This window comes from Pseudomonas fluorescens (assembly GCF_019212185.1).
Lineage (GTDB): Bacteria > Pseudomonadota > Gammaproteobacteria > Pseudomonadales > Pseudomonadaceae > Aquipseudomonas.
On the sequence record NZ_CP078138.1, the window covers coordinates 2,455,041 to 2,481,880 of the forward strand.

Annotated in this window: 21 protein-coding genes and 1 pseudogene; 11 read left to right on the plus strand and 11 right to left on the minus strand. The window is 53.9% G+C overall.

The window, feature by feature from the left end; genetic code table 11:
* Nucleotides 1-449 precede the first annotated feature (449 nt).
* From KW062_RS11290 to KW062_RS11305, 4 genes are all read left to right on the plus strand, one after another.
* Nucleotides 450-2,063, plus strand: coding sequence for a DUF1302 domain-containing protein (locus KW062_RS11290; protein ID WP_158261852.1), 1,614 nt, complete (start codon nt 450-452; stop codon nt 2,061-2,063).
* Between the two features lie 20 nt (nt 2,064-2,083).
* A complete protein-coding gene (locus KW062_RS11295; protein WP_105755715.1) occupies nt 2,084-3,433 on the plus strand; it encodes a DUF1329 domain-containing protein in 1,350 nt (449 codons plus the stop codon).
* Between the two features lie 71 nt (nt 3,434-3,504).
* Nucleotides 3,505-4,575 (plus strand): WD40/YVTN/BNR-like repeat-containing protein, encoded by a 1,071-nt coding sequence (locus tag KW062_RS11300; RefSeq protein ID WP_105755714.1) that lies wholly within the window; start codon nt 3,505-3,507, stop codon nt 4,573-4,575.
* A 10-nt stretch (nt 4,576-4,585) separates the two neighbouring features.
* Nucleotides 4,586-7,063 (plus strand): efflux RND transporter permease subunit, encoded by a 2,478-nt coding sequence (locus tag KW062_RS11305; RefSeq protein WP_105755713.1) that lies wholly within the window; start codon nt 4,586-4,588, stop codon nt 7,061-7,063.
* A 160-nt stretch (nt 7,064-7,223) separates the two neighbouring features.
* Here KW062_RS11305 and KW062_RS11310 read toward each other — a convergent pair whose 3' ends face one another.
* Entirely contained in the window at nt 7,224-8,033 is an 810-nt protein-coding gene (locus KW062_RS11310; RefSeq protein ID WP_105755712.1) for an alpha/beta fold hydrolase, read from the minus strand.
* A gap of 813 nt (nt 8,034-8,846) precedes the next feature.
* Between KW062_RS11310 and KW062_RS29380 the strand changes: the two are divergent.
* Nucleotides 8,847-9,074, plus strand: a pseudogene (locus tag KW062_RS29380) (HAMP domain-containing protein); the annotation flags it as partial.
* A 144-nt stretch (nt 9,075-9,218) separates the two neighbouring features.
* Nucleotides 9,219-9,935: a methyl-accepting chemotaxis protein gene (locus KW062_RS11315; RefSeq protein WP_442757352.1), complete on the plus strand. Its 717-nt coding sequence runs from the start codon at nt 9,219-9,221 to the stop codon at nt 9,933-9,935.
* 165 nt (nt 9,936-10,100) lie between these two features.
* On the opposite strand, the gene KW062_RS11320 is transcribed toward KW062_RS11315, so the two are convergent.
* Genes KW062_RS11320 through KW062_RS11330 form a run of 3 tightly spaced genes read right to left on the minus strand, consistent with a single transcriptional unit; the run spans nt 10,101 to nt 12,731 of the window.
* Nucleotides 10,101-10,451: a c-type cytochrome gene (locus KW062_RS11320; RefSeq protein ID WP_105755710.1), complete on the minus strand. Its 351-nt coding sequence runs from the start codon at nt 10,449-10,451 to the stop codon at nt 10,101-10,103.
* Nucleotides 10,448-12,106: an FAD-binding oxidoreductase gene (locus tag KW062_RS11325; RefSeq protein ID WP_105755709.1), complete on the minus strand. Its 1,659-nt coding sequence runs from the start codon at nt 12,104-12,106 to the stop codon at nt 10,448-10,450. Before KW062_RS11325 ends, KW062_RS11320 begins: the two co-directional genes overlap by 4 nt.
* 31 nt (nt 12,107-12,137) lie before the next feature.
* On the minus strand, nt 12,138-12,731 hold the full coding sequence (locus tag KW062_RS11330) for a hypothetical protein (protein ID WP_105755708.1): 594 nt from the start codon (nt 12,729-12,731) through the stop codon (nt 12,138-12,140).
* A 418-nt stretch (nt 12,732-13,149) separates the two neighbouring features.
* On the opposite strand from KW062_RS11330, the gene KW062_RS11335 reads away from it, so the two are divergent.
* On the plus strand, nt 13,150-14,430 hold the full coding sequence (locus tag KW062_RS11335) for an FAD-dependent oxidoreductase (RefSeq protein ID WP_105755707.1): 1,281 nt from the start codon (nt 13,150-13,152) through the stop codon (nt 14,428-14,430).
* A 111-nt stretch (nt 14,431-14,541) separates the two neighbouring features.
* Here the strand turns inward: KW062_RS11335 and KW062_RS11340 are convergent, their stop codons facing one another.
* From KW062_RS11340 to KW062_RS11370, 7 genes are all read right to left on the minus strand, one after another.
* On the minus strand, nt 14,542-17,307 hold the full coding sequence (locus tag KW062_RS11340; protein ID WP_105755706.1) for a LuxR C-terminal-related transcriptional regulator: 2,766 nt from the start codon (nt 17,305-17,307) through the stop codon (nt 14,542-14,544).
* A 124-nt stretch (nt 17,308-17,431) separates the two neighbouring features.
* On the minus strand, nt 17,432-18,241 hold the full coding sequence (locus KW062_RS11345) for an N-acyl homoserine lactonase family protein (RefSeq protein ID WP_105755705.1): 810 nt from the start codon (nt 18,239-18,241) through the stop codon (nt 17,432-17,434).
* A 198-nt stretch (nt 18,242-18,439) separates the two neighbouring features.
* Nucleotides 18,440-18,826, minus strand: coding sequence for a carboxymuconolactone decarboxylase family protein (locus KW062_RS11350; RefSeq protein ID WP_105755704.1), 387 nt, complete (start codon nt 18,824-18,826; stop codon nt 18,440-18,442).
* Between the two features lie 18 nt (nt 18,827-18,844).
* On the minus strand, nt 18,845-19,741 hold the full coding sequence (locus tag KW062_RS11355; protein WP_105755703.1) for an NAD(P)-dependent oxidoreductase: 897 nt from the start codon (nt 19,739-19,741) through the stop codon (nt 18,845-18,847).
* A 106-nt stretch (nt 19,742-19,847) separates the two neighbouring features.
* The gene (locus KW062_RS11360) at nt 19,848-20,543 is read right to left on the minus strand and encodes an alpha/beta hydrolase (protein WP_105755702.1); all 696 of its coding nucleotides are present in this window, start codon (nt 20,541-20,543) and stop codon (nt 19,848-19,850) included.
* A 14-nt stretch (nt 20,544-20,557) separates the two neighbouring features.
* A complete protein-coding gene (locus KW062_RS11365) occupies nt 20,558-21,514 on the minus strand; it encodes a VOC family protein (protein ID WP_105755701.1) in 957 nt (318 codons plus the stop codon).
* A gap of 50 nt (nt 21,515-21,564) precedes the next feature.
* Complete coding sequence (locus KW062_RS11370; protein WP_105755700.1) at nt 21,565-22,620, minus strand: maleylacetate reductase; 1,056 nt, start codon at nt 22,618-22,620, stop codon at nt 21,565-21,567.
* A gap of 424 nt (nt 22,621-23,044) precedes the next feature.
* Here KW062_RS11370 and KW062_RS11375 point away from each other — a divergent pair, with 424 nt between their 5' ends.
* From KW062_RS11375 to KW062_RS11390, 4 genes are all read left to right on the plus strand, one after another.
* Nucleotides 23,045-23,662, plus strand: a complete 618-nt coding sequence (locus tag KW062_RS11375) for a TetR/AcrR family transcriptional regulator (protein ID WP_146118247.1) — start codon at nt 23,045-23,047, stop codon at nt 23,660-23,662.
* A gap of 157 nt (nt 23,663-23,819) precedes the next feature.
* Nucleotides 23,820-24,848: an aromatic ring-hydroxylating oxygenase subunit alpha gene (locus tag KW062_RS11380; RefSeq protein WP_105755698.1), complete on the plus strand. Its 1,029-nt coding sequence runs from the start codon at nt 23,820-23,822 to the stop codon at nt 24,846-24,848.
* A gap of 90 nt (nt 24,849-24,938) precedes the next feature.
* A complete protein-coding gene (locus KW062_RS11385) occupies nt 24,939-25,886 on the plus strand; it encodes a PDR/VanB family oxidoreductase (RefSeq protein ID WP_105755697.1) in 948 nt (315 codons plus the stop codon).
* A gap of 140 nt (nt 25,887-26,026) precedes the next feature.
* Nucleotides 26,027-26,833 carry an SDR family NAD(P)-dependent oxidoreductase gene (locus KW062_RS11390; protein ID WP_105755696.1) on the plus strand — a complete coding sequence of 269 codons (807 nt, stop codon included), beginning with the start codon at nt 26,027-26,029 and terminating at the stop codon, nt 26,831-26,833.
* Nucleotides 26,834-26,840: the final 7 nt, after the last annotated feature.

Here is a 26,840-nt window from a genome sequence, read left to right on the forward strand (position 1 = left end):
CAAATCTCGCTGTTTTTGTATTGGATGGATAGTTGTTATTACCGAGAGGCGGGTCATGCAGCACCTATCGGATGGCGGTTGGATCGACACGCAAGCCGTTTTGCCTTGGGCCACGTGAACTTGGCCGTCTGCTTGCACCGACATGACAACCTGCCTTACTGCGGCGCTGGAAGGCCAAACAGGAGAGCGCAAGAGCTCTAGCCTGCGATGTTGGACAAGTAAGAAAAGGTGGCGGGCGTGAACAGATGTTCGCGGGTTAGCCGCACGCCTTGGCAAGAAGGGGGATATTCAAGCAAAGGAGAGTCTATCTTTGGATAGGTGTTCCCGGTTGTGCCAACTCCGTACGTTCGGCTCACAGCGGCTAACTGGCCGCTGAATAGGACTCAAAAGTCGGGCTTCACCTGCCTGGTCAAAATATGAGCCTTACCGATAATCGGAGAACAATAATAATGGCGATTAATAAAGACCGTATGTGTTTCAACGCTGGAAAAAAGGGAGAATTTACATCGACGTCGTTGCCCACCGCTGCGCTTCTGGGCATTGCGTTAGCAACGTTCAGTACCAGTTCAGCTGTTCGCGCAGCACAGTTCGAAGTGGGTGAGGTCGACGTTAACTGGACCAATACCCTCAAGTATTCCCTGGGTTCCCGCCTCGGTGAACCCAATGATAAAAACCTGGCCAACCCGAACGTAGATGATCCTGATCGAAATTTCGATAAAGGATCATTGATGATGAATCGGTTTGACTGGTTGAGCGAATTCAATGCGCGTTGGAAAAACTTTGGACTGAGTCTGAGTGGCGCGGCCTGGTATGACAACGTCTACAACCGCAGCAACGATAACAACTCGCCAGCGACATTTAACCCGTACTCAGTCAGCAACGATCATTTTGCCGACCAGACAGAAAAGTGGGCGGGTAAGAAAATCGAGCTCATGAACGCCTTTATATCCGGTCAGTTTACGCCGATGGATGTACCGGTCAGCATGCGTTTAGGCCAACACACGCTGATTTGGGGCGAAAGTCTGTTTTTTACTGATAACGGCATCGCTGCCGGTATGGCACCCGTGGATGCTTACAAAGCGTTAAGCGTTCCTAATATTAAAGCGCAGGAAGTGTTCCTGCCGACCAACCAGCTTTCGATGAGTGTGCTGTTATCCGATAGTTGGGTAGTCGAAGGCTACTACCAGTTTGAATGGGAAAAAACCCGTATCCCTCCGGCGGGCAGTTATTTGTCGTCAGTTGACCTTTTGGACGAAGGCGGTGAACGAATCATAGCGGGCCCTGGTGCCTATTTTTATCGTGCTTCTGATAAAGAACCGGACGCTGCGCAATATGGGGTGTCGGTGCGCTGGCGACCAGTCGACTTGAATCTCGATATTGGCGCTTATGCACTTCGCTATAATGACAAAACTCCCCGTGTCAATACCGTCCCTTCCGGCGGCTTTGATCCGGCAACGGGTTCGATTGGACAGTACTTTCTCGATTATAAGGAGAAGATTGAACTGTATGGTTTAAGCGCCAACATGTCGTACGGCTCGCTGAACCTTGGAGGGGAGATATCTTACCGCGATGGTGTACCGCTTCGGGCAAACGGCAATGTACTTGTCCCGGATGTCCTGGGCAACACACTGCACGCCCAGGTATCGGCAATCTGGGTCGGAAACGCCGGGCCCGCGTGGGATGGTGTCAGTATCGCCGCAGAGTTGGCAGGACATAAACTGCTTGAGGTCACCAAAAACAAGGAGCAACGTGATACCAGTTTAGATGATTCGGTTTACGGTATTCGCGGCGTTACCACATTTCAATACTTCCAGGTGATGCCAAGTCTGGATATCGAACTTCCAATTGGTCTTGGCTACAACTTTAAAGGTAAGTCTCCGATTTCCGCGGCGTTTAATAATTATGGTAGTAACGAAGGGGGCGATCTCACTGTCGGCGTGGTCGGTACTTACCAGCAGGACTGGAAGTTGGGGCTTAATGCGACCCACTTCTTTGGTAGTGAGTCGGGTAATTACTACTCGGGGCGTGATTTCCTGATGGCGTCTGTCAGTCGATCCTTCTAAATGCAATCAGGTATTTTTTCATGAATAATCACAGTGTGAAATTTCTGCTATCGGCTGCGTTTTTCGTAGCGCTTATCAATACTCCTGTTCGAGCCGCTGTTACCCCTGCGGAGGCGGCGAAATTGAATAGCGAGCTTACGCCGCTTGGTGCCGAGCGATCGGGCAACGCATCAGGTAGTATTCCTGCGTGGTCGGGTGGTTATAAAGGCATGCCTGCTGGCCACAAGCCGGGCAGTATGAACAGTGATCCTTTTCCAGACGAAAAACCAGTTTTGGTTATTAACAGCAAGAACGCCGCAGCCTACAAGGATCAACTATCTCAAACGGTGCAGTTGCTGTTACAGCAAAATCCCGAGTGGCGCCTTGATGTATACCCAACGCATCGCACCGCGTCGGCTCCCGAGGCTTTTTATAACTACACGAAAACCAATGCTGCTACGGCGCAGCTCAGTGGCGATGGTGTGGGTGTCACCCATGCCTACGGTGGTATCCCGTTCCCATTACCGAAGAATGGTTCAGAAGTTCTTTGGAACCACTTCCTGTCCTGGAAAGGAGTCGGAGTGGAAATGGAGGGTGGAATGTATATGGTCGATAGCAAGGGGCGTTCTTCGTTGACGGCTGCGTTAAAAATGGACGGCTTCTATCGATATGCGTTACCTGGTGGCGAAAAGGATTTTGATGGGTTCTTTCAATGGCATCGATCGTTAACCACCGCTCCGGGTCGCAGTGCAGGTGAGGCATTGATTGGCATTTGGCCGCAAGACTTCACCAGCCAGCAGCCAGGCTCATGGCAATATATGCCGGGTCAGCGCCGGGTTAGAAAGCTACCTAATGTGCAGTTTGATACGCCAAATTTCCTGATGTCCGGCTTGACTCAGTTCGATGAGGCCTATGGGTTCTTCGGTTCCCCGGAGCAATACGATTGGAAGTTGGTCGGAAAGAAGGAGATGTATATTCCTTATAATACCAACAAGCTTTTTTCCGTTACTCCGGAGGAGTTGTTGACTCCAAAAGTGCTTAATCCGAATGTCATTCGTTGGGAGCTGCATCGGGTTTGGGAGGTTGAGGCGACGCTTAAGCCTGGCGTTCGAAACGTTGTGCCCAAGCGCCGTGTCTATATGGACGAGGATACATGGGCCATCGTTATGGCGGACCTTTGGGACTCTCAAAACAAGCTCTATCGCGGTGCGATCAACTACCCGGTTGTTAACTATGATCTGCCCGGTGTGGTGATGCGACCTTTTATGTCAATAGACTTTCAACAACAGGCTTATACCTTGGGCGAGTTGGACACCAAGTACCTTCCGGTCACCCCGAAGCCTCGTTCCTTTTATTCCGCTGAAGCATTGGTACAAGACGCCCTGCGTTAAAACCATGGTCCGGGCGACCCACGGTCGCTCGGACATTACTGAGCGGAGCTATTGCTCAAGGGGGTCATAAGATGGTTTATACGATCGCGCGCGCAGCTCATTGGTTGAGCGCACTGTATCTGGTTGTCGCTGCATATGGCGCAAGTGCCGAGCAAAGCCGACCCGCTGTGTTGGACCGTCCTGCCCGTGAAGTACTCCAGCCAGCTTCAACGTTTCTTCTGGGCGTGACCAAAGCAGGCGAGCGCCTGGTAGCTGTCGGCGAGTCGGGCCGTATCGTCCTCTCAGATGACCAAGGTCAGAGTTGGCGCCAAGCCAAGGTGCCCACCAGTGTACTGCTTACGGCTGTCGAGTTCGCGGATGCAAACGTTGGCTGGGCAATCGGTCATTCAGGTGTGGTACTTCGCACTGAGGACGCTGGCGAAACCTGGAGTCGCCAACTGGATGGTGTTCAAGTCGCTCAACTTATCCATGACGCCGCCTCCCGATCAGCGACGGGTGCCCCAGGGATCGCCAAGGGTATTAGCGTCGATCAAGCTGAGCGGTTGATTAACGATGGCCCGGACAAACCTTTTCTCGCCCTCCATGTTGAGGACAGGCAAAAAGTCACCATCGTAGGGGCCTTCGGCTATGCGCTGAGCACCCTGGATGGTGGTAAACACTGGGTCTCTCTGGACAGACAACTCGATAACCCGATGGGCCTGCATTACTACGGTATAGCTAAGACGGACCAGGGCCTGTTGCTGGTGGGTGAACAAGGCATTGTTCAGCGTCAGATCACGGCCGAAGAGTTTCACCGTGAGACCCCTTCCGAAGGAACACTGTTTGGCGTTCTATCTCCTGACAATCACGTCTTTGTGGCTTATGGATTGCGCGGGAAAGTGTTACGCAGCCTGGACGACGGAAAGACTTGGAATAGAGTCAGCACTGGTATTGAGGCTTCCATTCAAGCGGGGGCGGTACTTCAAGATGGCTCCATTCTGTTAGTGGCGGAAAATGGTCAAATGATCTCCAGCCAGGACCGAGGAAGCACTTTCAATTTGCTGCCGGTTCGGGGCTTGCCCACTGCTTACGTTCTTCCTGTTTCCGCCAAAAGTTTGATTGCGGTGGGGCCTCTTGGGCCACAAACCGTCCCTGCGCCGTGAGATTCCAACCATGAAAATTGAGACAACCTCGGCGACAAAGGTCGAAGATTTTGATCCTGCTGCCGGTACGCTTCTTGAGCGGGTTTTATTTAACAATCGCCTGTTTGTCGTGATGTTCTGCGCGCTAGTAACGGTTTGCCTGGGGTGGAGTGCTCGTCATATTGACCTGAATGCAAGCTTCAAGGCAGTGATTCCTAATGATCACCCATATATTCAAAACTATTTCGCTAATGAGGCCGATCTGCAAGGCCTGGGAAATACCCTCAGAGTGGTGGTTGCTACCCAGGGCGATAGCATTCTGAACGCCGACTATTTAGAGACCTTGCGAAAAATAAACGATGAAATCGTCACCATTCCCGGCGTAGAGCGACCCTTTTTGCAGTCCTTGTGGACTCGCAGCACCCGTTGGTTGATGGTGACCGAAGTGGGGATCGATGGCGGCCCGGTCATGCCGGATACGTTCGATGGCAGTCCTTCCAGCCTGGAACAGTTGAGGCTTAACATTCTTCGTTCGGGAGAAGTCGGAAAATTGGTGGCTGCCGACTTTCGGTCGAGCGCTATCGTTGTTCCCTTGTTGGATTATGACGCTCAAGCGCAGAAGGCGCTTCACTACGGTGAGCTATCCAAGCAGCTGGAAAACATCAGGAGGAAGTACGAAGGTCAGGGTGTCAGTATTCATATCGTCGGCTTTGCAAAAGTCGTCGGCGATCTGATTGATGGCTTGAGCCAGATATTAATATTCTTTGCAATTGCCGTCGCCATTGCGGCTGCGATGGTTTTTTGGTTCACCCATTGCGTGCGAAGTACTTTGTTGGTTGTGACCTGTTCCCTTATCGCTGTGGTTTGGCAGTTGGGGATCTTACCGTTGATTGGCTTTCGCCTGGACCCCTATTCGATTCTGGTTCCGTTCCTCATCTTTGCCATTGGCATGAGTCACGGCGCGCAAAAAATGAATGGTGTGATGCAGGATATCGGCCGCGGCATGCATCGTCTTCATGCGGCACGCAATACCTTCCGGCGTTTGTTCATGGCCGGCTTCACAGCGTTGGTTTGTGATGCGGTCGGCTTTGCAGTGCTGTTCATGGTCAATATTCAGGCGATTCGCGAGTTAGCCATCGCTGCGAGTATCGGCGTGGCCATTCTGATCTTCACCAATCTAATCCTGCTGCCCGTCCTGTTAACCTATACAGGGGTCAACGACCGGGCGGCCAAACGGGCTCTTGTCCAAGAGCAAAATTCCCTGGACGCGGCTCATGGAAGGCTTTCCCTGTGGCGAGTGCTGACACTTTTCACCCAGCGGCGCTGGGCTATTGGCGCGATTGCCTGCGCAGTGATATTGGCGGTAGCCGGTTTAGTGGTTGCGTCGCGGTTGCAGGTGGGTGATCTGGATGCCGGGGCACCGGAATTACGTGCCGATTCTCGATACAATCTGGATAACGCCTATTTGACCAGCCATTACGCGACCAGCAGTGATGTCATGGCAATTATGGTCAAGACCCCTCCTGATCAATGTGTTAACTACGAAACGCTGGTGAAGGTCCGCGATCTGCAAATCCTCCTGGGGCAATTACCCGGCGTCGAGGCCACCAACTCATTCGCAAACTTGGCCAGGCAAATGACTTCTGCTTACAGCGAAGGCAGTTTCAAGTGGGCAGAAATTCTGCCCAATCAAGCGGCCTTGAACTCGCTGATCGGTCAAACGCCTCGGGGGCTGCTTAACACTAATTGTGATCTGCTCACCGTGTATGCCTACCTGAAAGACCACAAGGCGCAGACACTCCAGCAAACGGTGGAAGTTGTTGAGGCTTTTGCCAAGGAGAACGACACCGCAAACGTGAAGTTCTTGCTCGCTGCGGGGAACGCAGGCATTGAGGCGGCGACCAATCAAGTGGTCAAGCACCACAACTACTTGATGCTGGTCGGGGTCTATCTCGTCGTCATTGTGCTTGCACTGGTTGCATTTCGCTCCTGGCAAGCGGTGGTGGTCGCAGTGGTACCGCTCGTATTGACAAGTATTCTTGCCGAAGCGCTGATGGTTTGGGTGGGCGTTGGGCTGAAGGTCGCTACGCTACCCGTAACGGCTTTGGGAGTAGGAATCGGGATCGACTATGCGCTGTATATCTTAAGTGTGACGTTAGCCTGGATGCGTATGGGGGCATCACTCGGTGAAGCGTACTACCGTTCACTGCTGTTCGTGGGGCGAGTGGTGATGCTCACTGGCGCGACATTGGCGGCGGGCGTTGCGACTTGGGTGTTCTCACCCATCAAGTTTCAAGCCGATATGGGTATGCTGTTGGCCTTCATGTTCCTTGTAAACATGTTCGGTGCGCTGATCTTGCTGCCCGCGTTGGCCAGTTTCCTGCTGAAACCACAGCTTCAGGCTCGCGAGAGTCAACATGCCGCCGTTGAGTCTTGCGAGTTCGACGAGCTACAAGAGCCTCAGAGTCGGAAATGTAGTCGTGCGTCGCTGGAAGTGAGAGGCGTCTAAGCAAGCATCGTTCAATCAACGCCGCACTGAGTGCGGCGTTCTTTTTGAATACTGCGGGTGGATGATGCCGCACTTGTTTACGGCTCTCGGCGGTGGATGGCCCGAGGTTTTGTCGAAACGCTGGAAGCCGGACATTGCGATGGTGTTGCGCGCTTATTGATTAATCGCGCAGCAGGAATTCACGAACGGCATGGCGAGCGGTTTCGGATTCGTCCAGTACCAGGTGCCCTGCATTTCCCACTATGTTCACTTCGCAGTGGGGAAGGGCTTGTTGCCAGTGTCCGGCTTGGCCGACCGGAAGAATTCTGTCTTCTTTACCCCAGACAACCAGGGTAGGCGTTTGAATTTTCTGCAGGGTCGAAGGCATCGCGGTATTTATCATTTTCCCGTTGAGTAATAACCGGCAGGCTGAATCTCCTTCCTTCTTGCGCATGGCATTGAATTCTTCATCTGGCCCTTCAGGGAGGTAGGGCGCCAGGCTGCTGACATTGTGTACCAGGTAGTTGGGGATCTGCTCTGGCGGAACTTTACTCAGGTCAGTGGGCGGATGCTCTTTCACATCAAGGCCGGCGGGACACGCGAGCACTAAACGATTTACGCGCGAGCCATGCTGCGCCGCAAACTCGGCAGCGAGGTATCCCCCAAGCGAGGTTCCGACCAGGTGAACGCGATCCAGGTCCAACACGTCAAATAGCTTGGCGTAGTGATCGACATAACCTTGAATTGAATCAATTCGAGGGTTGATTGCCGACGCGCCGAAACCCGGATGGTAGGGCAGATACGTCGTAAAGTACTTGTCCCACTGATCGGAAAACCCTATTCCATGCCAGGTTCCGGCTCCATGGAAATACACCAACGACTCACCCGTTCCGTTTTGATATACGACAGTTCCAGTGTTATCAATGTTGAATTCTTTTCGGATGTAAGTGCGGTGATCAACCCTGCGGTCGCCGAATGGAAAGCTGCTCATAAAATGCACTCCTGATGATAGGTCCGCTGTATAAGTACGAAGTATGGAGGCGTAGCGTTATGGAAAAACGCACCTTCGCTTCATATTTCGTCCACGCCGAGTCGACGCCATAGGCATCCAGTTCAGTATCGAGATCAGACTTTCTTCACCTCACCTATCTTCCGGCAGGCGTTGTCGAAAAATGCTTGATGGGATTCTAGGAATGAGCAATGACAATGGGCTCATTCACCTAAACAAACGGATCAGCCTGGATCTGCAGCAGATAACCATTCGTGCTGCACAGGACCTCCGCAGTATTCCACTACCGAGAAAATAACAATGCGAAACTTGGTCGATCTGTCAATTGGAAGGAAGTTGTTACTCGCTTTTGGTTTTCTGCTGATCATCGCCTTAGGTGTTGCCGGGTTAGGGTTTTACAGCATGTCTGCGATATTCCAGCAGGGAACCTTCATCACCCTCATTTCTGATATCAATGCCCGGCAATTAGAAGTACAGATCGCTCAAAGGGACTTTGCCCTCACTCGCTCAGCAGAGGCTGCAAGGCAAGCGCAAAAGTTGATCGGTGAACTCAAGCAAGAACTTGATCGCCTGCGGGTCAGTCAACCGGGACATTCCTCTGCGAATGTTCTGGGTGAAATGGCGTCGGCAGCGGGACACTATGCTCAAAACCTGGATGATTTGGTCCGCCTGACCGATTCCGTCGGCTTATTTACTGGGCGTCAGGAAATCGAGGCGCTTAACACCGGCTTGGACAAAGATGCTCGGCGGCTTCTCGAGTTAGGAAAAGAGGTCTACTCCGCACAAAGCCATGAAATGCTTGCGTTGAAAACACGCATATTCCAGTCGCTCGGCGCCAGCGTGCTTCTGCTCCTTTTCGTCGCGGCAGGCTCTACCTTCGTGCTTCAGGCCCAAATAGTGGGTCCTTTACGAAAGGCGGTAGGGGTACTGCAAGACGTTGCAAAAGGAAATCTGGCGGTTCGGATGGACAGTCATCGGCGTGACGAAATAGGTCAGTTGTATGCTTCCATGCAGCGAATGTGTGACGGATTGCGGGGGTTGGTGACTGGAATCGGCGATGGCATCCATCAACTTGGGCAGGTTGCGCAGGCGTTTTCTGAATATGGCATTGCCAGTCAAAATACTGCCCAGGTTCAGGTGCAAGAGTCTGAGCAGGCTGCGTCGGCGATGACGCAGATGGTCGCGAGCGTTCAGGAAGTGGCTGATAATACGCAGCAGGCCCGAGGGGCCGCAGAGTTGGCGGAACGTCAGGCAACAGCCGGAGTGGACGTTGTCGGTGAGACGGTACGGCAGATTGATCGACTGGTGCTCGGCGTTGAGCGCTCTACCGAGTCGGTGGTTCGCCTGGAGACGGAAAGCAATCGAATCAGTGGCGTGCTTGACGTCATTCGATCAGTGGCAGAACAGACCAACCTGCTTGCCCTCAATGCGGCAATCGAAGCTGCGCGAGCCGGTGATCAGGGACGCGGCTTTGCCGTCGTGGCGACGGAAGTGCGAGCCTTGGCCAGGCGGACTCAGGAGTCCACTGCAGAAATCGACCTGCTTACACATAGCTTGCAGAGCATTGCTGGCGAAGCCGTTGCGCAAAGTCGAGAAAGCCTCACGCTCACCCGCCAAACCGTAGAACTCGCAGGCAAGGCACGCATGGCGCTTGGAGAAATCAGTATCGCCGTCTCGCTGATTGAGCAGATGAATCAGCAAATCGCTGCTGCTGCCGTACAACAGCACGCAGTGGCAGAAGATGTCGGGCGCAGTGTGACACGGGTACGGGATTTGGCGGACAGCACCGCATCGAATGTGAAAGGCAGCGCCCAATGCAGTGTCACCCTCACGCAACTGAGTGGCGAACTACAACAATGGGTTGGCAGCTTTCGTGTGAATTGAAAGCTGGCGTTGGCCCAGGCGCGTAATGCCAGTGCGCAAAGGATGATTGGTGGCGCAACAAAAAGAGGAGCTTGGTAGCTGGTCAGCCATGGATCTGCTGACGCTACCGCGCTCCTAAAGTCCTGAAGTGGAAGATTTGTCGAACGGCTATGGGCTCAATTACCGTTAATTGCCAGTCTGCTTTTTGTTTGCAGGCTCGGCGAGGTAGCGCGCCAGGGAGTCCAACTCAATATCGTTGATTTCTGTTTTGCGGAAAAATGGCATCACCGAAATGCCATTGCGAACGAAGTACTTGACCAGTTCTGGCGAAAGGTCCGAGCGGTCCTCGAGGCTTGCTGGAACGGCTCCTTTATATCGCGCATCCAAGGCCGTAGTGCCGGGATAGACCTCCCCTCGAGAGTGGCAAGGAGCACACCACTTCTCATACACCAACTTGCCTTGGTTTTCTGCGGCGTCTGCGGTTATGGCCCAGCTTAGGGGCGCACTTGCGAGGAGGGCCAGGAGTGACGGCTTCATGGTTTTTTCTCCTGCCGTAGATTCTTCGGCCAAATTCCATAGCGCCCCGGAGAGATGATGCCATTAGGGTCAACGGCATCCTTCAGCGTTTCATGGAAGCGCAATAGAATATTGTTGTTGAAGGAGTAGGTATCCATGACATCGCCCTGGAAGGCGGTGGCGGTTCGGTATTCACCCCAGCCATTTTCCGCGGCAATTTTGATCAATGCGCGAAACGCTGCCCGCGTCTGTTTGTTCTTTGCAGGATCTTTTGAGATCCAGAACGGGATGATGAAAACAAAGCACCGTTCCCAGCAGGGGACGGGGACGTTGAGGGCGAAAGCAAATGGCACGCCGAGTTTCCGAGCGGCTGTTCCGAGCACTTCATTGATTTTAAGAATGGCTTCACCGTCTCGGGGAATTATCGGAGAAAACCACGCATGACCGTCGGAAGGTGGCGCGGGATTCCAGTGAGAGCGTGCACCGATCGAAAAGGCGCGCATGTTGGGAATGCCAAACTGAGCGGGATACTGCACCTGCTTTTGCTGCTCTGGCGACAGGGGCAGATCGTAATACTCACTTTCCTCAAATTTGGCGTCAGGAATTGCTTTGCGAAAGCGTTCCTGGACATATTCCCATTGAGCGCGAATGATTTTTTCGGGACCGTAGAAAGTGAAGGCGCCATTCCAAAAAGGGATGCCATGTTGCTTGCCGTAGCCTTCATACTCTTGCGGTTTCGCGCCGCGGTCCGCCAGTGCTTTGTACTCGGCATCTCGTGCCACCGGCCCGTGGAGCAGGAAGTCGTGCAGGCCGGCCAAACTCGGCGATCCCAGCAGAGGGCTGTTGATGTCCGGAAAGCCGGTAAAGATCTTTTGATTCTCCATCTCGGTCATGATGTCCACCAACGGTATGAGGTCCCGATAGCTGGACAGGTGCACTGTGCCTTTTAGAAATGCCTCTGGTTCAGGCATCAACCAAAATCCCATCTTGGTCACAATGCCAAAGTTTGACTGGCTGAAAATACCGTCAACCCAAGGACCAAAGCCAGTCTTGTAGAGCTGCCAGGTCTCTGCGCCTGGCATCGCTCCCATACCAGTTCTCATTACCTCACCATTGGCCAGCACCACTTCCATTCCACAATGAGCATCGAAATGGTTGCGAAACTGTGCAGCCGTATAACCTGCTCCGCGATCTACAGCGTTCCCCAACATGCTCCCCCAGCCTGGGTCAGGAACATCCATCCACAACTTGATGTTTTTTTCCTGCAGATAACGGTAAAGGTCGAAGTAGCTGACCCCTGGCTCTACGACGCAGTAGGCCTGCTTCTCGTTAACCTCCAGGATGCGGTTCATTCGCTTCAGATCCAGTACCACCGAACCTGAGCAGGTGGGTGCTGACCCTCCATAGCCCAGGTTTTTCCCTGTGGAGATCGGATACATCGGGATCTTGAACTGGTTGGCGATGCGCATCAGTTGCTGAACTTCTTCAGTACTTGATGGAGCCACTGCCGCCGATGCGAGAATTTCTTCGGGCTCTCCCCAGTATGGCGAGTAAGAGTCGCGATACAGATGTAAGTCTTCCTGGCTGGTAAAGACCCATTCGTCTCCTACCACTTGGCTGAATTTACCGAGTGCCTGGGCGAAGTCTTCGGCGCTGACGCCGGGCGGGGTTTGCATATCTATACCTCGTAAATCGAACTGTGATGTGTCAGCTGATCAGCGGAGCGATAACCCAGCTGACGAGTGGACTGACAAGCAGGCTGGCGTCAGCAGTCCCTGAAATGATGCGATGCGAGCTGCACGAACCCGGAGTACCACGCCACGAGCAGACACCGGCCAGCCTGGCCATGCGCTCGCTCCAATCCGGGCCCTCCAGAAGCTGGCTCAATGGCTGAAGCAAATGCTCTGTCGTTTCAATCTGATGGCTTAGCTGATTGTTCGGCAAAGCTTCATGAGTGATGCGCAGGACAACTCTCATGCCGCGGTCCTGAGCAAGGCGCTCAAGGCAAAAGAGCGGTTGCGGGGCTGTCATGCCTGCAATGATTGTCGGATGCCGGCGCCACTGTGGGTCCAGTGTTTCAAACCACAGGTCGGTGATATCTCCGTCGATCATGTGGTGGGGCAGACCATTGCGTGCTGCCTCACTACCAAAGCGTTGGCTCGCCTCGAACCGGTTATCAGCGATGACTAAGTCGGGTTGGCGCAGCGCAGCAGCGTCGAGGCTTTCGGCAATCACGTTGGAGTTGAAACCGGCAACCACACCGCAGGTGAGCCCAACTTTCAAAAAGTCACGGCGGTTCATTCGGATTGCCATTTAGCGATGATTACAGCGCGGATTCGCTCAGGCAGAAGTACCTGAGGTCCGTCGCCGCCATTTGAATTGAGTCGGCAACAAAAAAAATCGGAATGGGTCATGAGGTCCTGCGCTTCTGATTGTTGTTATCGCCCGCTGCATTGCTGCAACTGGGCAGATCCATGCAGTAGTCCGCAAGCACTGATTTTGATGAAGACCGCGTGAGCTGCACCTATCGAAGGATAGCGACGTGCACCTGTCGCGAATCTCGCAAGGTCCTGGTGAGCCAACGCTATCTTTGGGTAGGTCATCCCCTAAGCCGTTCGGGAGTAAATGCAGACTGCGTCGCGCGAACAGTCTCGGATTTGCGGTCTTGCTCGCAGACTGCTCTGCGCTGTCCACAAGGAACAACGAACCGGAGTTTTAGATGGCCACAGATAAACGAGTCATTATCGTCGGCGCAGGACCGACAGGTTTAATCACGGCGCTGGGGCTGGCCCGTCAGGGCGCGCAAGTCACAGTTATCGACCGAGAGCGAGATATCCTGCGTTGGCCCCGGGCGATGGTGTATCTGTCATCTACGTTGAAGGTGCTGGATGAGCTTGGTTTGCTTGAATCCGCCCAGAAAGTCGCGGCGTGGGGTTATGAATACAACCTGCGTTTTATGATGTCGGGCACTGTTGGTCGCCTCAATTTTCGCGATGTTGAAGACCTCACTCCTTATGCCTATAACCTGCATTTTGGGCAGGATCTGCTGGCCGAGATTGTGTTGGAAGCATTCCTGAAACTGCCTGGCACTGCGCTTCTATGGGATACCGTTTTCGATACTGTGCTGGAAAGTGACGAGCAGGTTATGGTTTCCGTGCTGACTGCCGAAGGGCCGCGCACGCTTGAAGCAGACTGGTTAATTGGCGCCGATGGTGCCCGCTCGAGTGTCCGGAAAGAATTGGATATCGCATTTGAGGGGTTCACCTGGGACGAAGTCTTCATGGCAACCAATGTCATCTATGACTTTGACAAGCACGGCTACGCACCCTCCACAATGCTTGCGAACGGTGATAACTGGGCGGTGATTGCCAAGATCGACAATAACCATCAATGGCGAATTGCATATGGCGAAGCTGGCGAATTGTCCGAGGAGGAACGTCTTGCTCGAATCCCCGAGCGTATCCAACACTTTTTCCCGGACCCGGAGCAACCGTACGAACTACTCATGGCTAATTCGTACCGAGTCCACCAGCGCTCCGCCAGTACCTATCGCCAAGGTCGTGTGTTGCTTGCAGGTGATGCTGCCCATGCGACTAACCCTATAGGTGGCCTGGGGTTCACCAGTGGCATTCAAGACGCCGACATGTTGAGCAAGTGCCTGGGTGGGGTCATCAATGAAAAGTATGCCGATGACGCGCTGGATTGGTACGCCTATGAGCGTCGCCGCTGTTTCCTCGAGATCGCCAACCCTACAGCGATTGAGATGAAACGCCGCACGCAGGAAAAGAATCCAGTCAAACGTCAGGAGGATGAGGACAACTTTTTCACGCTGGTGAACGATCGCGACCTGCGACGCCAAGCGTTGACCTCGGTCTTCAACCTTGCTGGTCGTGATTATCGCGCCGATTGGAACGAGGTCTATCTGAAAGCCGATGAAGCCGGGACTACCCCAAAGCTCGGCGCTCATGGTGGGATTGTCTTCTCGCAAGAGACACACTGACGTCGCCAGGCCTATCTGGGTTGTCCCCTGCGCAGCAGGTGGAGGGGACAGCTCAATATCCGTCCAGGGTGGGCAGGATGCTTGATTACCGATCGTTACTCTTCACCGTTATCAGCGCAATATGCCGAGTTGGCGCGCCCGATCAGCGGCCTGCGTGCGACGACGGACGCCGATCTTGTCGTATATCTGTTGGAGGTACCATTTCACCGAGCCTTCGGTCATCCCTAATTTGCCGCCGATCTCCCGATTGAGCAGGCCCATGGCGACCATTTCCAGAATATCGATCTCGCGGCTATTCAGCGCCCCAAGGATGGGCGAGGGTTCACTTGTGTCGAGGCTTGGCTTGATGGTTACGCCATCGGATCCTTGCATGCGACTCAGCAAGTCGGTCGCAAAGGCATCGGCAGGCTCCTTACTCAGGACTGCATTTTTCAGTTGTTCTCGAAGCAGGCTTTCCAGCCACGGTCCTTCATCAAGGAATACGCGGATGAAACCGCAAGGGGCCGCTTGCAATATCGTTCTGCGTAACATGCGCTGAGCTGCCCGATGGTCTCCGGACAGCACCGAAAGGTGCGTGATCAGCAAACCCCAGCGAATCATATTTCGTATCGCGTCGACGTTTTCAAGATACCGGTGCCAAAGCTTTGCCAGGTTCAATGCCTCTGGTAAGCGATCTTCGGCCTGCGCAATTCTGATCCACGCTATTGCGCGTGCCTCATCACGAGTATTTGCTCGTGTACTGGGCGAGACTTCATTGATTGGGCATCGTAGTCCATTGCGCCGGCCAAGGCGGATGACTTCGTCGGTATCGCCCCTGCGCAGTAACCACTTGAGGCGCTCGGCCAAGGTGAACAATCGCAGGCGTTCGAAGTTATGCTCAGTCGCAAACACATCCGCCTCATCCAGCGTGGAGAATGCAGCGGCTTGATTGCCTTCAATCATTGAAAGACGAGCGCGGGTCAACCAACCGGCAATTGCTTGATCGACGAAGCCGATAAATGTTGCTTGAGGAAGGTAGTGGTCCAGCAAACTTGCCGACTGTTCCAATTCATCGCGCTCGTAGTGAACTTTGGCCAGCAGTACAGCGACCATCGCCGCCAGGGGTGAGCTCTTGCCGGCAAGGTGTTCTGCGGTTTTGAGAGCGTTGTTGAGCGCCTGGATCGCTGCGTGTGTTCGGCCAACCATCAGTCGTGAGGGGCCGACAACCGCGTTGTGAAATACTTGGCCCAGGTCGTTGGGCAAGCGCTTCAGATGCTCTGTAGCCAAAGCATTTAAACGCTCCACATCGCCAAGTTTGTAATGTTCGCGCTGAGCACTGATCAGCGCCGTGTAAAGGCTGGCCCGTACTACGGGATGGGCGTCATCGTAAGACTCAAGCAGGGCCTGGGCACGCACTTGCACAGTGGACAGGTCGTCACTCATCAGTGCCCGCATCAACTCACGGTGTTGAAGTAAGTAATTGAGCGAACGCAGCCTCTCTTCCGGTAGCAGTTTATCGCGTTCTAACTGATGGATGCGCTGACGAGCCTTCTCCATCAGTTCTGCGCAGGTCTCAAATTGCCAGAGCATTTCAAGCTGCCAAACCTGCGCGAGAAGGATGTAGGGGAAGCGCCCGATGATCTCTCTTGGCAGTTTATCCACCATTTGCCAGGCATACTCCTGGGTCGCAAAAATGTCCTGACAATGGGTGTCCATGATTTCTGCTGCGCGGTGCATTTCTGTCGCGGCGAAGGCTTGATTGAATGCCTCCAGATGATCGCCTTGCTCGGAAAACCAATCACTGGCGCGAGCGTGCAGGGACAGGAGCAGTTCGCCGTCCTGTTCGCGCAATTCCCTCCTCAGGAACTCAGCGAACAGTGGGTGATAGCGATACCAGGATTGCTGGTCGTCTATGGGGGTCAGAAACAAGCCAAGACCTTCGCATTCGCGCAGCAATTCTTGACTGTGCTCAATTCCTGTCAGTAGATGGCATAGCGGGGCGCACAATCGCTCCACCACAGAGGTGCGCAAGAGAAACGTTCGAATGACTGCAGACTGTCGATTGAATACGTCCTGAAGAAAAAACTCGGCGAACTGTCGTCTGTCGCCGGAGAAGTGGGTGAGGTTGTGGATCAACTCCGGATCGCGACGGAGTTGGATGGCGCTCAAAACCAGGCCGCCGGTCCAACCTTCGAGGCGCCTGCCCAGCGTATGAAGCTGGCGTTGATCGATTCCTTGAACGCCATGCAATTCCAGTAGTGCGCTGGTTTCCATGTCTGTCAGATAGAGATCGCGTACGCCGAGGTCGAATACCTTGCCGTGCATTCGAAGTCGCGCTACCGACAGGCAGGGTTCACCGCGGAAACTGAGAGCAAAATGGAGGTTGGCGGGCGCTCGCTCAATTAGCATGGAAAGGACCCGGACGGAGTCGCTGCCCGCGAGTTGATGAACGTCATCAAAAATCAGATAGAGAGGCGTCGCCAGGTGTTCATCCAGTAAGGCGAGCAGAGCATTGAGAGCATCCATCAACCCCGTGTCGCCAACTCGGGTCAACTGCCCTGATCGTGCTCGGGGTTGGCCTGCCAGCTCAATCATCGCCTTGAGATACGCGGTGAAAACCGAGAGTTCGCGCTCGGAGCTGTCGATGGCTAACCAGGCAACGCGTTTACCCTGCGTGCGTAAACTCTCGCAGTACTGCGCAAGTACGCAAGTCTTGCCATAACCTGGTGGGGATTGCAGCAGGATAAGCGGGGTGTCGATCGCCTCCATCAGGCGGTTCTGGAGGCGTGGCCGCGGGATGAGCTGAGCGAAGCTGGGAGGATGCAACTTCGAACTGAGCAGAGCGATGTTTAAAAAATCCTGGGGTTCCCGAAAGAACTTATGGTTATCACTGCGCATACGCAACGAGCCTCCAAAAAGTACGGGTCGATGTGTTCGACCTCTTGTAGAAATGGTTTGTATACGGAGGCCATGGGGCAGGGCAGCGCCTCGATACTAACACGCAGATGTTGTCCTGCGACCTTCAGCGGCGCTCGATTTGGGGGGCTTTGTGTAAAGCAACAATGTCGTTGATCGGGTCGCCCTCAAAGGGGAAGTACCTGCGCACCATTGGGTCGTGCCCTGGGATCACGTGATCCGGCGAGTCTGCCAGGGAGAGTATTTTTTGATATCCATCGAGCATGTCGCCTACGTGGAAGACCACAGGGAATGGCGATTCTTCGATCATATTGTCGTAGTAGTGACTCGCGTCCGAGGCCAGGACCACCCAGCCGCGCGACGTATGGACCCGCACGGCCTGCAGTCCCTGGGTATGGCCGCCAATGTGGATCAGCTCAACGCCCGGAGTCAGTATTGTGCTGCCCTGATGAAAGACGACACGTTGCTGGTAGACGCCCCGTACGATATCGATCACATCATTCACATTGAAAGGGTGACGTAGGGGGGAGTAGCGCATGTAACGGCCTGTCGCGTAGTGCAGCTCCGATTCCTGGAGATGGAACCGGGCGTTCGGTAGCAAATCCACGTTGCCGGCATGATCGTAATGCATGTGGGTAAGGATGACTTCGCGTATGTCTTCGGGAGTTAAACCCAGTAGCTGTAATGCCTGAATTGGGCAGCGCAGCAGCGTTCGCCCGCGAGCATCAGCCGCAGCCTGATTAAAGCCGGTGTCCACCAGGTAGTGATTGGACGAGCCGCGAATTACCCAGACGAAATAGTCCATGGGCATCGGACCATCGTGTGGATCTGGAGCTATAAAGTTGTCGCGGCGCGAGCGCTCGAGATGTGCATAGCGCACGGCAAATATTTCGTACTCAGGCAGTGGGCGCATCATGTTGACCTCGGCTGCAGAGCAGATGGTTTGCTCCGCGTTTTGGCGATAGTGTTCTGCGTTTCGCGGACGCCTGCTTCAGCCGGATAATGGTTATGGTTATAGTCGCGAGCACGCAGTGGAAGTGCTCGCTGAGTGCTGCAATGTTGAGGAGTAGAAGTCCCGCCAGGCAACGCATGGCTGCGACGGGAGTATCAGCTGTCAGGAGTTTTGTGCTTCCCACGCGGCGATCGCTTCGCTGGCTACACGAAAGGCGGCCAAAGCCAGTGGCACGCCACAATAGATGGCAGCCTGCATCAGCACTGCACGAATTTCTTCTTTGGTCACGCCATTGGTCAAAGCACCTTTGACGTGTACGGACAGCTCGTGGTGTTGGCTCATCGCAGTCAACGCTGCAAGGTTTACGATGCTTCGAGTCTTGAACGACAGCGTGTCGTCGCCCCATACTTCGCCCCAGCAATACCTGGTCACCAGTTCCTGCATCGGCTTGTTGAATTCGTCGGCGCTGGCCCACGATTTTTCAACGTGTGCTGCACCCAGTACCGCTTTGCGATTGGCGAAGCCTTTCTCGAACGTTTCGTTACTCATCGTCATCTCTCCGTATAGTCAGACTGCAGGAACCACAGGTACTTCGATCCCGGCCCATTGCTCGAGCACGCAGACCATTCGGGTAAAGTCGGAACTGTCACCGTAGGCAGCACGAGTCATATTGAGCATTTGGCGAACGGCACTGCCGACCGGCATTGGAATACCCATCGCCTCAGCTTCATCCAGGCACAAACGTGTGTCTTTCAAAGACAGAGCAGTCGTGAAACCGAAGTCGAAGGTGCGCGGCAGCACCGCTCGAGGAAGCTTGTCGACAGTGGCGCTATTACGACCACTGCCAGCATTGAAGACATCCAGCATTACTTGAGGGGCTAACCCGGCTTTGACGCCCATCACCAGTGCTTCGGAAGAAACCGCCAGCGCAGTGACCGAAACCAGGTTGTTGACGAGTTTCATCGTCTGCCCCAAACCTGCACCTTCTCCGCAGTAAATCGCTTTACCGAGCAGATGGAGCGTCTGGGCGATTTCATCAAATGCCGCGCCGGGGCCGGAGACCATTAGAGCCAGCGTGCCCTTTGCCGCACCCGCAGCACCGCCACTGACAGGGCAATCAAGGGCGATGATTTTGTGCGCTGCAAGTTGATTGGCTACCACCTTGGCGACCCGTGGGCCAGTGGTCGACAAGTCGATATAGACACGTACTTTTTTGCCTTCGACTACGCCATTTTCACCCAATGCGACTTTCTCGACGATTTCGGGGGTGGGCAGGCTTACAAATACGATTTCGGCCTTACTCGCCACATCCGCCGCTGACTCGGCACGCTGCGCTCCGAGTGTGGTCAGGCGATTTACCGCGTCGTTGTTCAGGTCAAACACCGTCAAGGCTAATCCGGCTTGGACAAGGCGCGTGGCCATGGGCTCACCCATGGTGCCGAGTCCGATAAAACCTATGTTCATAGTTGATGCTCTCTTTACCAGTGGTGAAGCAACTATTCAGGGGATGAGTCGCCTGTGTGCTCCTGTTCCGGTTTGCCACACGGCAACGGACACGGAGTAAGCGAGGTCATGGCCAGGGCATGTGATCTGGCGATTGGGCTGATTCGGGTTGTTTCGTTGCAAGTCGCATCGCACTTCTCAGCAATGTCATGCTGATCATGATTTCGTCGTCGCAGACTTCATGACTTCGCCCGGGGTAAACCTTCAGTTCGGCGTTGGCGCCCATGGCATTGAAGACTGCCAACGTTTGCCTGGTGCGGTCTAAAGGGACCCAGGGATCTTGATCTCCATTGCTGAGCAATACAGGCATTCCTTCAAGGCGACCGGTTGTATCCCAGCGGGTTTCCTCCGGTCCGATCAGTCCGCCGGTGTACGCCACCAATGCGGCGAAGCGTTGCTGTTTCCTGAAGACGTACTCGCACGCGAGACAGGCGCCTTGCGAGAAGCCCACGATCGCGATGTGTTCGTTTGCAATCCCGCGTTCATTGAGCTCGCTCAGCAACTGATCGAGTCGGTCCAGAGCGAAGTCCAGACGTGGTTGGTTATTCGCCAGCGGCTCCATGAACTGGTTGGGGTACCAGGAATTATCCGCGGCATCCAGCGCGATACATGGCATTTCCGAAAGGTTCAGTCGACTGGCGATAGTCAGCATGTCGCTGGATGACTGCGTTCTGCCGTGGATAAATATCGCCACCCAGCCGACGCTCTCAGGCGCTGGACCTGAGCAATGGACGGGTAATGCCAAGTGTGGGTTTGCGCTCATATCTCCCACCTCTATCAATACTTCAGTGGTTCGAGGTAGGCGATGATCTCTTGTGCCCTGGCCCCTAATTGGGGAGGGATCTGGATGGATTTACCGAGCGACTCGAAGGGCTCGTCAACGGTGAATCCGGCAGGCTTGGAAACAGTCGCTTCGAACAATGCTCCGCTGGGTGTGCGTACATAGACGGAGTCAAAGTATCCACGGTCTTTGCGGTCAGAGACATCGGTGTAGCCGAGGCCTTCCAGATGCAGCTTGACGTTACGTTGCACATCCAGGTCCGCCACCTCGAACGCGCAGTGGTGAACAGTACCTTCTCCGTATGCCCATGAACCTTGAGGCAGGTTCGGTTCAAGTTGGTAATCGATGACCGCACCGCTCCCACCGTTACCTACTTCAAAGCGTGTGAACTGTCCGTCCGTATTGGTCTTGGTGCCATTCCACCCGTAGTGCATGAATTCCGAAGAGTTCTCCAGGTCTCGCACAGACACCGTGATGCCGTGAGTTCCTCGGATGCCGAACCCGGAAGGCACAACACCATTTGAATAGGGCTTGCGATCATCATCTGCAATACCTACCAGCTCGTAACAAATTCCACAGGGGTGGGCGAAATGAAGAAGTTTCTCGCCGAAACGCTCCTGATACTCAGGTTTGAAACCGTGGCTTTCCAGATGCTTTGCCCAAAACACGAGTGATGACACCGGAACAGAAAGCGCTAGGGTCTTGATTTGTCCACTTCCCGGGCGTCCCTTTCGACCGGATTGGCGCATCGGAAAGCACGTCACCAACGTACTCTCTTCGCCGATATCGTTTCCGTAGTAGAAGTGGTAGATCGGATCATTACCGTCGTAGAGGCCGGTTTTCTTGACGCTCTTCAAACCCAACACTTTTGTATGAAAGTCGTAGTCATCCTGAGCACTACCCACGTTAAGGGTGATGTGGTGATGGCGCAAAATATGGGGATTGAGTTCCATGTCGTCTCCTTTCTCGTTCTTCACGAGCGAGTTAATTATTGAGTTACCGATTACGGCCGAGTACCTGCCCAGGCGTTGGCCAGCAATTCGCCAATTGCTTTCGGCTCAATTGCACGTGGATTCCAATAGGGCGACGCGCAGGCAATATCGGTCGCTTTTGCAAGGTCGGATTGCTTCAATCCCAGCTCGGCAAGGCTGGTGGGAACTCCAAGACTTTTGGCTAAATCGAACAATCCGCGAGGTGCGTTATCGACACCCAGTGCTGCTGCAATTCGAGCCATGGCCGCAGGCGCGGCGTCGAAGTTGTAGGCGGTTGCATGGGGCAGCACTGCCGTGTGAGTTTGGGCATGCGGAAGGTTGAAGGTGCCGCCCAGCGTATGGCACAACTTGTGGTGAATGGACATGCCCACCGCACCAAGACATACGCCGCATGCCCACGCGCCGTACAGAGCATCCGAGCGCGCCTCTCGATCTTGCGGATTCTTGATGATGCGCGGCAGAGCCCGGGCAATCGCTGCAATGCCCTGTTCTGCAAGCATTGAGATCAGCGGATTGGCGTCTTTCGCGTACAGCGCTTCCACAGCATGGGCGATTGCGTTGAGCCCACTGGTGACGGTCATCTCAGCCGGTAGTCCTAGGGTTAGATCGACGTCATACACGATGACTTCAGGCAGGACTTTCAGGGTCTTCTGAGTGGTTTTAATACCGTTTTCAGTTTGACCAATAATAGGCGTGGCTTCTGATCCGGCGTAGGTCGTCGGAATTACGATTTGCGGTACATCAGTGTGCAGCGCAATGGCTTTTGCAAGTCCGATTGTGGAGCCGCCACCCAGCGCTACGACGCAATCCGCCTCGGCCTCTCGAAAAATTTGCAGGGCATGGAGTGTGACATCAGTAGGCGTGTGCATCGTCGCATTCGCATAGACACCAACAGCCAGATCACCCAACTGCGCGGCCAAGTGTTCGGCTTGCGTCTGTTGCTCAGGCGTACTGAGCAACAGCGCGCGAGCACATCCCAGGCCCCGGATCTCGTCCCCAACCTGGCTCAAAGTGCCTGATCCAAAAATCACTCGCCCGGGCAGGGCATTGAAAACAAATGGTTGCATCCATCTCTCCGCAAAAAAGGTATTCACCTCGGATTTTGAGGTGTTACGCGTCGATGCTGGGTGGACCGGAGCATGGAGATGGCGGGGCGACCTCCAGCCAAACTGGGGTCAGCTGAGGACATCGCCTGACTGTTGTAAAGTCTGCACTCCGGTCCGTGTCCAGTGTTTCTCTTATCCAGACTGGAGATTCATGCAGCAGGGCCAGGCAATCACCTATCAAAAGATAGTGTGGCGAATCATGAGTTGGCGCAGGGTTGTATAGGATGCCATCAGGCAGTTATACGGATTGCAGATGGCTTGGAGCAGGGCATCGGGTTGGCAAGTTTTCCGGGCTGTGACGCCAGGTGATACGCTGGCAGCAATATCAATTGTTAGAGCAGACGATAGATGAGGTCTGCATGTGCTACGACCTGAGGAGGCCGAGTTGAAAGATCGTAAAGATGCCACGGTGGTTTCGCCCATTCGAGAAGCGCAGGCGAGAATGACCAGGGATCGAATTGTAGAAGCGGCCTTTCAGGCATTCTCGGTCAAAGGGTATCAGGCGACATCCGCTACAGAGATCGCTTCTGCCGCAGGAGCCAGCAGAGCGACCTTCTATCTGCATTTTGCTACGAAGGCGGAAATCATCGTTGATGTGATCGAGCGAAACCAGACTGAGCTGTTCCAGCGCTATACGCTTTTTGCCAGAGAGTGCTGCGGCACGGAGAGAGATATCTGCGTTTGGCTGATGGGCAACATCGAGAGATGGAAGGGCGAGAGCCTTCACTACCAGGCCATGGAGCAGGCTGTTGCCACTGAGCCCAAGGTCGCGCAGCGATGGATCGATAGCATCAGTGAAGCCGCTACTCGATTCACACGCGAGCTTGATCCAGCATCCAGCGCGGACCATTTCAACGACAATCATCGCGCAGTATTGGCGTTGATGATTCAGTTCGAGAGGGTGATGTTTTTTTCGGTTGTCGGCAATCTGCTCGACGTAGAGCCCTTCTGTCGCGTCCTGGCCGCCCAGTGGTGGGCCGTCCTTTCCCGCATCCGCGGATAATTTTCTATCGCATCCTTGGCTCGGAGACACCGTTTGTCACCGGGGAGAAAATTTCGCCTAAAATAGACATCTGTCTACTCAGTTGTCTATTGACAAGTGGAGTTGCCTGAAACAACATGAATTCAATCCCAAAACAACTCCAATCAGAGGATTAATCATGTTTCAACTGAACGCGTGGTACGTCGCCTGTACCCCTGATGAGTTGGTCGAGAAACCCCTTGGCAGGCAAATCTGCGGCAAGAAGATGGTGTTCTTCCGTAGCGCTGATGACCTTGTATGCGCCTTGGAAGATTTTTGCCCGCATCGCGGGGCTCCACTCTCTCTGGGGTATGTCGAAAACGGTAATCTGGTTTGCGGCTATCACGGTCTCGCTATGGGCTGCGATGGACATACCGCTTCCATGCCCGGGCAGCGGGTCGGTGGTTTCCCCTGCATTCAAAAGTTCGCTGCGGTTGAGCGCTACGGTTTCATCTGGGTATGGCCAGGTGATCAATCATTGGCCAACGCCGACGAAATTCATCATCTTGAATGGGCGCAAAATCCAGAGTGGGCTTACGGCGGCGGTCTGTATCACATCGCCTGTGATTATAAACTCATGATTGATAACCTCATGGATTTGACCCATGAGACTTATGTTCACGCCTCCAGCATCGGACAGAAAGAGATTGATGAGGTCCCTTGCAGTACGTCCGTCAATGGCAATGAAGTTGTGACGGAGCGGCACATGCACGGCATTATCGCGCCGCCATTCTGGAAGATGGCGCTTCGGGGTAATGATCTGGATGAAAACGCCCTGGTCGATCGTTGGCAGATCTGCCGATTTACCCCTCCGAGTCACGTGCTCATCGAAGTGGGTGTTGCCCTTGAAGGAAAGGGGGGAGTTCATGCGTTACCTGAACACAAAGCCTCTTCCATTGTGGTGGACTTTATCACTCCGGAAACCGAGACCTCTATTTGGTACTTCTGGGGCATGGCTCGCAATTTCAAACCAGGCGATCATGAGCTGACGGATACCATCCGTGAAGGTCAGGGGAAAATTTTCTCCGAAGATCTGGATATGCTCGAACAACAGCAGAAGAATCTGTTGCTGTATCCGCAGCGCGCACTGCTTAAACTTAATATTGACTCGGGCGGTGTTCAATCGCGGCGAGTGATAGATCGCCTTGTTTCCGCAGAACTCAGTTAATTAAGTAAAACACTTCCGTGACATGATTTGCGTCGTTGCCTACTGTCTGTGGGTGGGTGTCACCTTTTTGAAATTGCAGGAGATCTGGCCGTGATAAGTGTCAGGATTGCCGACCGTAAGTGCGAAGCCCATAATATTTTCAGTTTTGAACTGGTGTCTGCCAGTGGAGAGGCGTTGCCACCTTTTAGCGCAGGCTCTCATATCGACGTCCATCTTCCCAATGGATTGATTCGGCAGTACTCATTGTTCAATAGTTCGCAAGCTGATCACAGCTATAAAATTGCCGTCTTGCTGGCCCCCGAAGGTCGCGGTGGCTCTAGCGCAATGCATCAGTTACAAATTGGCCAGGAACTAAAGATCAGCCAACCCCGAAACCTGTTTCCTTTAAGCCATGAGGCGAGGAGGACACTGTTGTTCGCTGGAGGCATCGGTATCACGCCGATACTTAGCATGGCTGAGAGACTGTCTCAGATAGGTACCGAATTCGAACTACACTATTACAGTCGATCCTCGGAACATGCTGCATTTGCAGAGCAGCTAAAAAATTGCAGTTTCTCTGATCGGGTCAACCTGTATTTTGACTCAGAGCCGGATACTAAACCTGACCTGGCCTCGATGCTGGCAAACCGAGCCCTCGATGAACATCTCTTCGTCTGCGGACCCACCGGTTTCATGGACTTCGTCCTGGATACTGCCCGTACTGCAGGCTGGGGAGAGGCCCGACTGCATAGAGAATATTTTGCCAACGAGGCCGCTGATACTGATTCAAATCAAGCTTTTGAAATCACCATTGCCAGTACCCAACAGGTATTGAATGTACCTGCAGAGCGCAGCATCCTGCAGGTGCTGATGGAGAACGACATTGAAATCCCTTACTCCTGTGAGCAGGGTGTATGTGGAACCTGTCTTGTGCGGGTGCTGGAAGGCACGCCGGATCATCGTGACCTTTATCTTTCGGCTAGCGAGAGAAGTGCGAATGATCAGATTCTGACATGTTGTTCCCGAGCGCATGGGAAAAAGCTCGTGCTGGATATTTGATCGTCCCCCTTATCTATTGTTGGCTGTCGCCGGAAACGCAAGATTGTTGAAAGTTAAATAAAGTTACGCTCGATCGTGATCGGAATGCGTAACTCAGGCCTGTGCGCACCTGCGCGAATAAAATAACTATAGAGGTTTCCATGAAACTTGAAGGGAAAGTCGCTTTTGTTACCGGTGCCGCATCGGGTATTGGTGCCGCAACGGTTGAGCTTTTTGTATCAGAGGGTGCTACTGTCATTGCCGCAGATCTGTCCCTGGCAAAGTTGACCGACAGGTTTCAAGATCCACGGATTGAGTGCGTGGAGTTGGACGTGAGTAATAGTCAGCTCGTCAACACGGTGTTTTCCAGCGTCAATAAAAAGTACGGCAAGCTCGATATTCTGATTAACGCTGCCGGCATCAATGCGCCGACCAAGGAAGCGAACGATAAGTTGGTGAAAGCCAATATCAGCGCTTTTGACGCCGCTGCTCGAGGTGAGCGATTTCTCCCTGCGTTTCTCGAAGATACGACAGATGAAGAGTTCGCTAAAGTCCTGGCTGTCAACCTGGCCGGTACTTTTTATTGCCTGAGAGCAGCCGCGCCCCTCCTGAAAAAAGCCGGCGGCGGGTCGGTAGTCAATATCTCGAGCGTGGCCGCTCTGGTCGGCGTGCCCATGCCTCTTTATTACCCAGCTTCAAAGGCCGCTGTCCTTGGCATGACCCGTTCAGCTGCCGGCGAGTTGGCACCTCACAACATTCGTGTCAATGCGGTAGCCCCTGGGGCCGTCGATACCCCGCTGCTGAGTTCACAGCCTCCGGAAATCATGGAGAAAATCATCGCAATGCAACCTATCCCAAGAGCCGCACAGCCATCCGAAATCGCCCAAACGTTGCTGTTTCTCGCCAGTGACGATGGCGCGTATTACACGGGGCAAACGCTCTGCCCATCCGGCGGCATTTACATGTAATCAAACT

What these genes read in the sequence shown, in the direction of transcription:
- KW062_RS11290 (WP_158261852.1), top strand. Translation starts at nt 450, where the DNA reads ATGGCGATTAATAAAGACCGTATGTGTTTCAACGCTGGAAAAAAGGGA.
- KW062_RS11295 (WP_105755715.1), top strand. Translation starts at nt 2,084, where the DNA reads ATGAATAATCACAGTGTGAAATTTCTGCTATCGGCTGCGTTTTTCGTA.
- KW062_RS11300 (WP_105755714.1), top strand. Translation starts at nt 3,505, where the DNA reads ATGGTTTATACGATCGCGCGCGCAGCTCATTGGTTGAGCGCACTGTAT.
- KW062_RS11305 (WP_105755713.1), top strand. Translation starts at nt 4,586, where the DNA reads ATGAAAATTGAGACAACCTCGGCGACAAAGGTCGAAGATTTTGATCCT.
- KW062_RS11310 (WP_105755712.1), bottom strand. Translation starts at nt 8,033, where the DNA reads ATGAGCAGCTTTCCATTCGGCGACCGCAGGGTTGATCACCGCACTTAC.
- KW062_RS11315 (WP_442757352.1), top strand. Translation starts at nt 9,219, where the DNA reads ATGACGCAGATGGTCGCGAGCGTTCAGGAAGTGGCTGATAATACGCAG.
- KW062_RS11320 (WP_105755710.1), bottom strand. Translation starts at nt 10,451, where the DNA reads ATGAAGCCGTCACTCCTGGCCCTCCTCGCAAGTGCGCCCCTAAGCTGG.
- KW062_RS11325 (WP_105755709.1), bottom strand. Translation starts at nt 12,106, where the DNA reads ATGCAAACCCCGCCCGGCGTCAGCGCCGAAGACTTCGCCCAGGCACTC.
- KW062_RS11330 (WP_105755708.1), bottom strand. Translation starts at nt 12,731, where the DNA reads ATGAACCGCCGTGACTTTTTGAAAGTTGGGCTCACCTGCGGTGTGGTT.
- KW062_RS11335 (WP_105755707.1), top strand. Translation starts at nt 13,150, where the DNA reads ATGGCCACAGATAAACGAGTCATTATCGTCGGCGCAGGACCGACAGGT.
- KW062_RS11340 (WP_105755706.1), bottom strand. Translation starts at nt 17,307, where the DNA reads ATGCGCAGTGATAACCATAAGTTCTTTCGGGAACCCCAGGATTTTTTA.
- KW062_RS11345 (WP_105755705.1), bottom strand. Translation starts at nt 18,241, where the DNA reads ATGATGCGCCCACTGCCTGAGTACGAAATATTTGCCGTGCGCTATGCA.
- KW062_RS11350 (WP_105755704.1), bottom strand. Translation starts at nt 18,826, where the DNA reads ATGAGTAACGAAACGTTCGAGAAAGGCTTCGCCAATCGCAAAGCGGTA.
- KW062_RS11355 (WP_105755703.1), bottom strand. Translation starts at nt 19,741, where the DNA reads ATGAACATAGGTTTTATCGGACTCGGCACCATGGGTGAGCCCATGGCC.
- KW062_RS11360 (WP_105755702.1), bottom strand. Translation starts at nt 20,543, where the DNA reads ATGAGCGCAAACCCACACTTGGCATTACCCGTCCATTGCTCAGGTCCA.
- KW062_RS11365 (WP_105755701.1), bottom strand. Translation starts at nt 21,514, where the DNA reads ATGGAACTCAATCCCCATATTTTGCGCCATCACCACATCACCCTTAAC.
- KW062_RS11370 (WP_105755700.1), bottom strand. Translation starts at nt 22,620, where the DNA reads ATGCAACCATTTGTTTTCAATGCCCTGCCCGGGCGAGTGATTTTTGGA.
- KW062_RS11380 (WP_105755698.1), top strand. Translation starts at nt 23,820, where the DNA reads ATGTTTCAACTGAACGCGTGGTACGTCGCCTGTACCCCTGATGAGTTG.
- KW062_RS11390 (WP_105755696.1), top strand. Translation starts at nt 26,027, where the DNA reads ATGAAACTTGAAGGGAAAGTCGCTTTTGTTACCGGTGCCGCATCGGGT.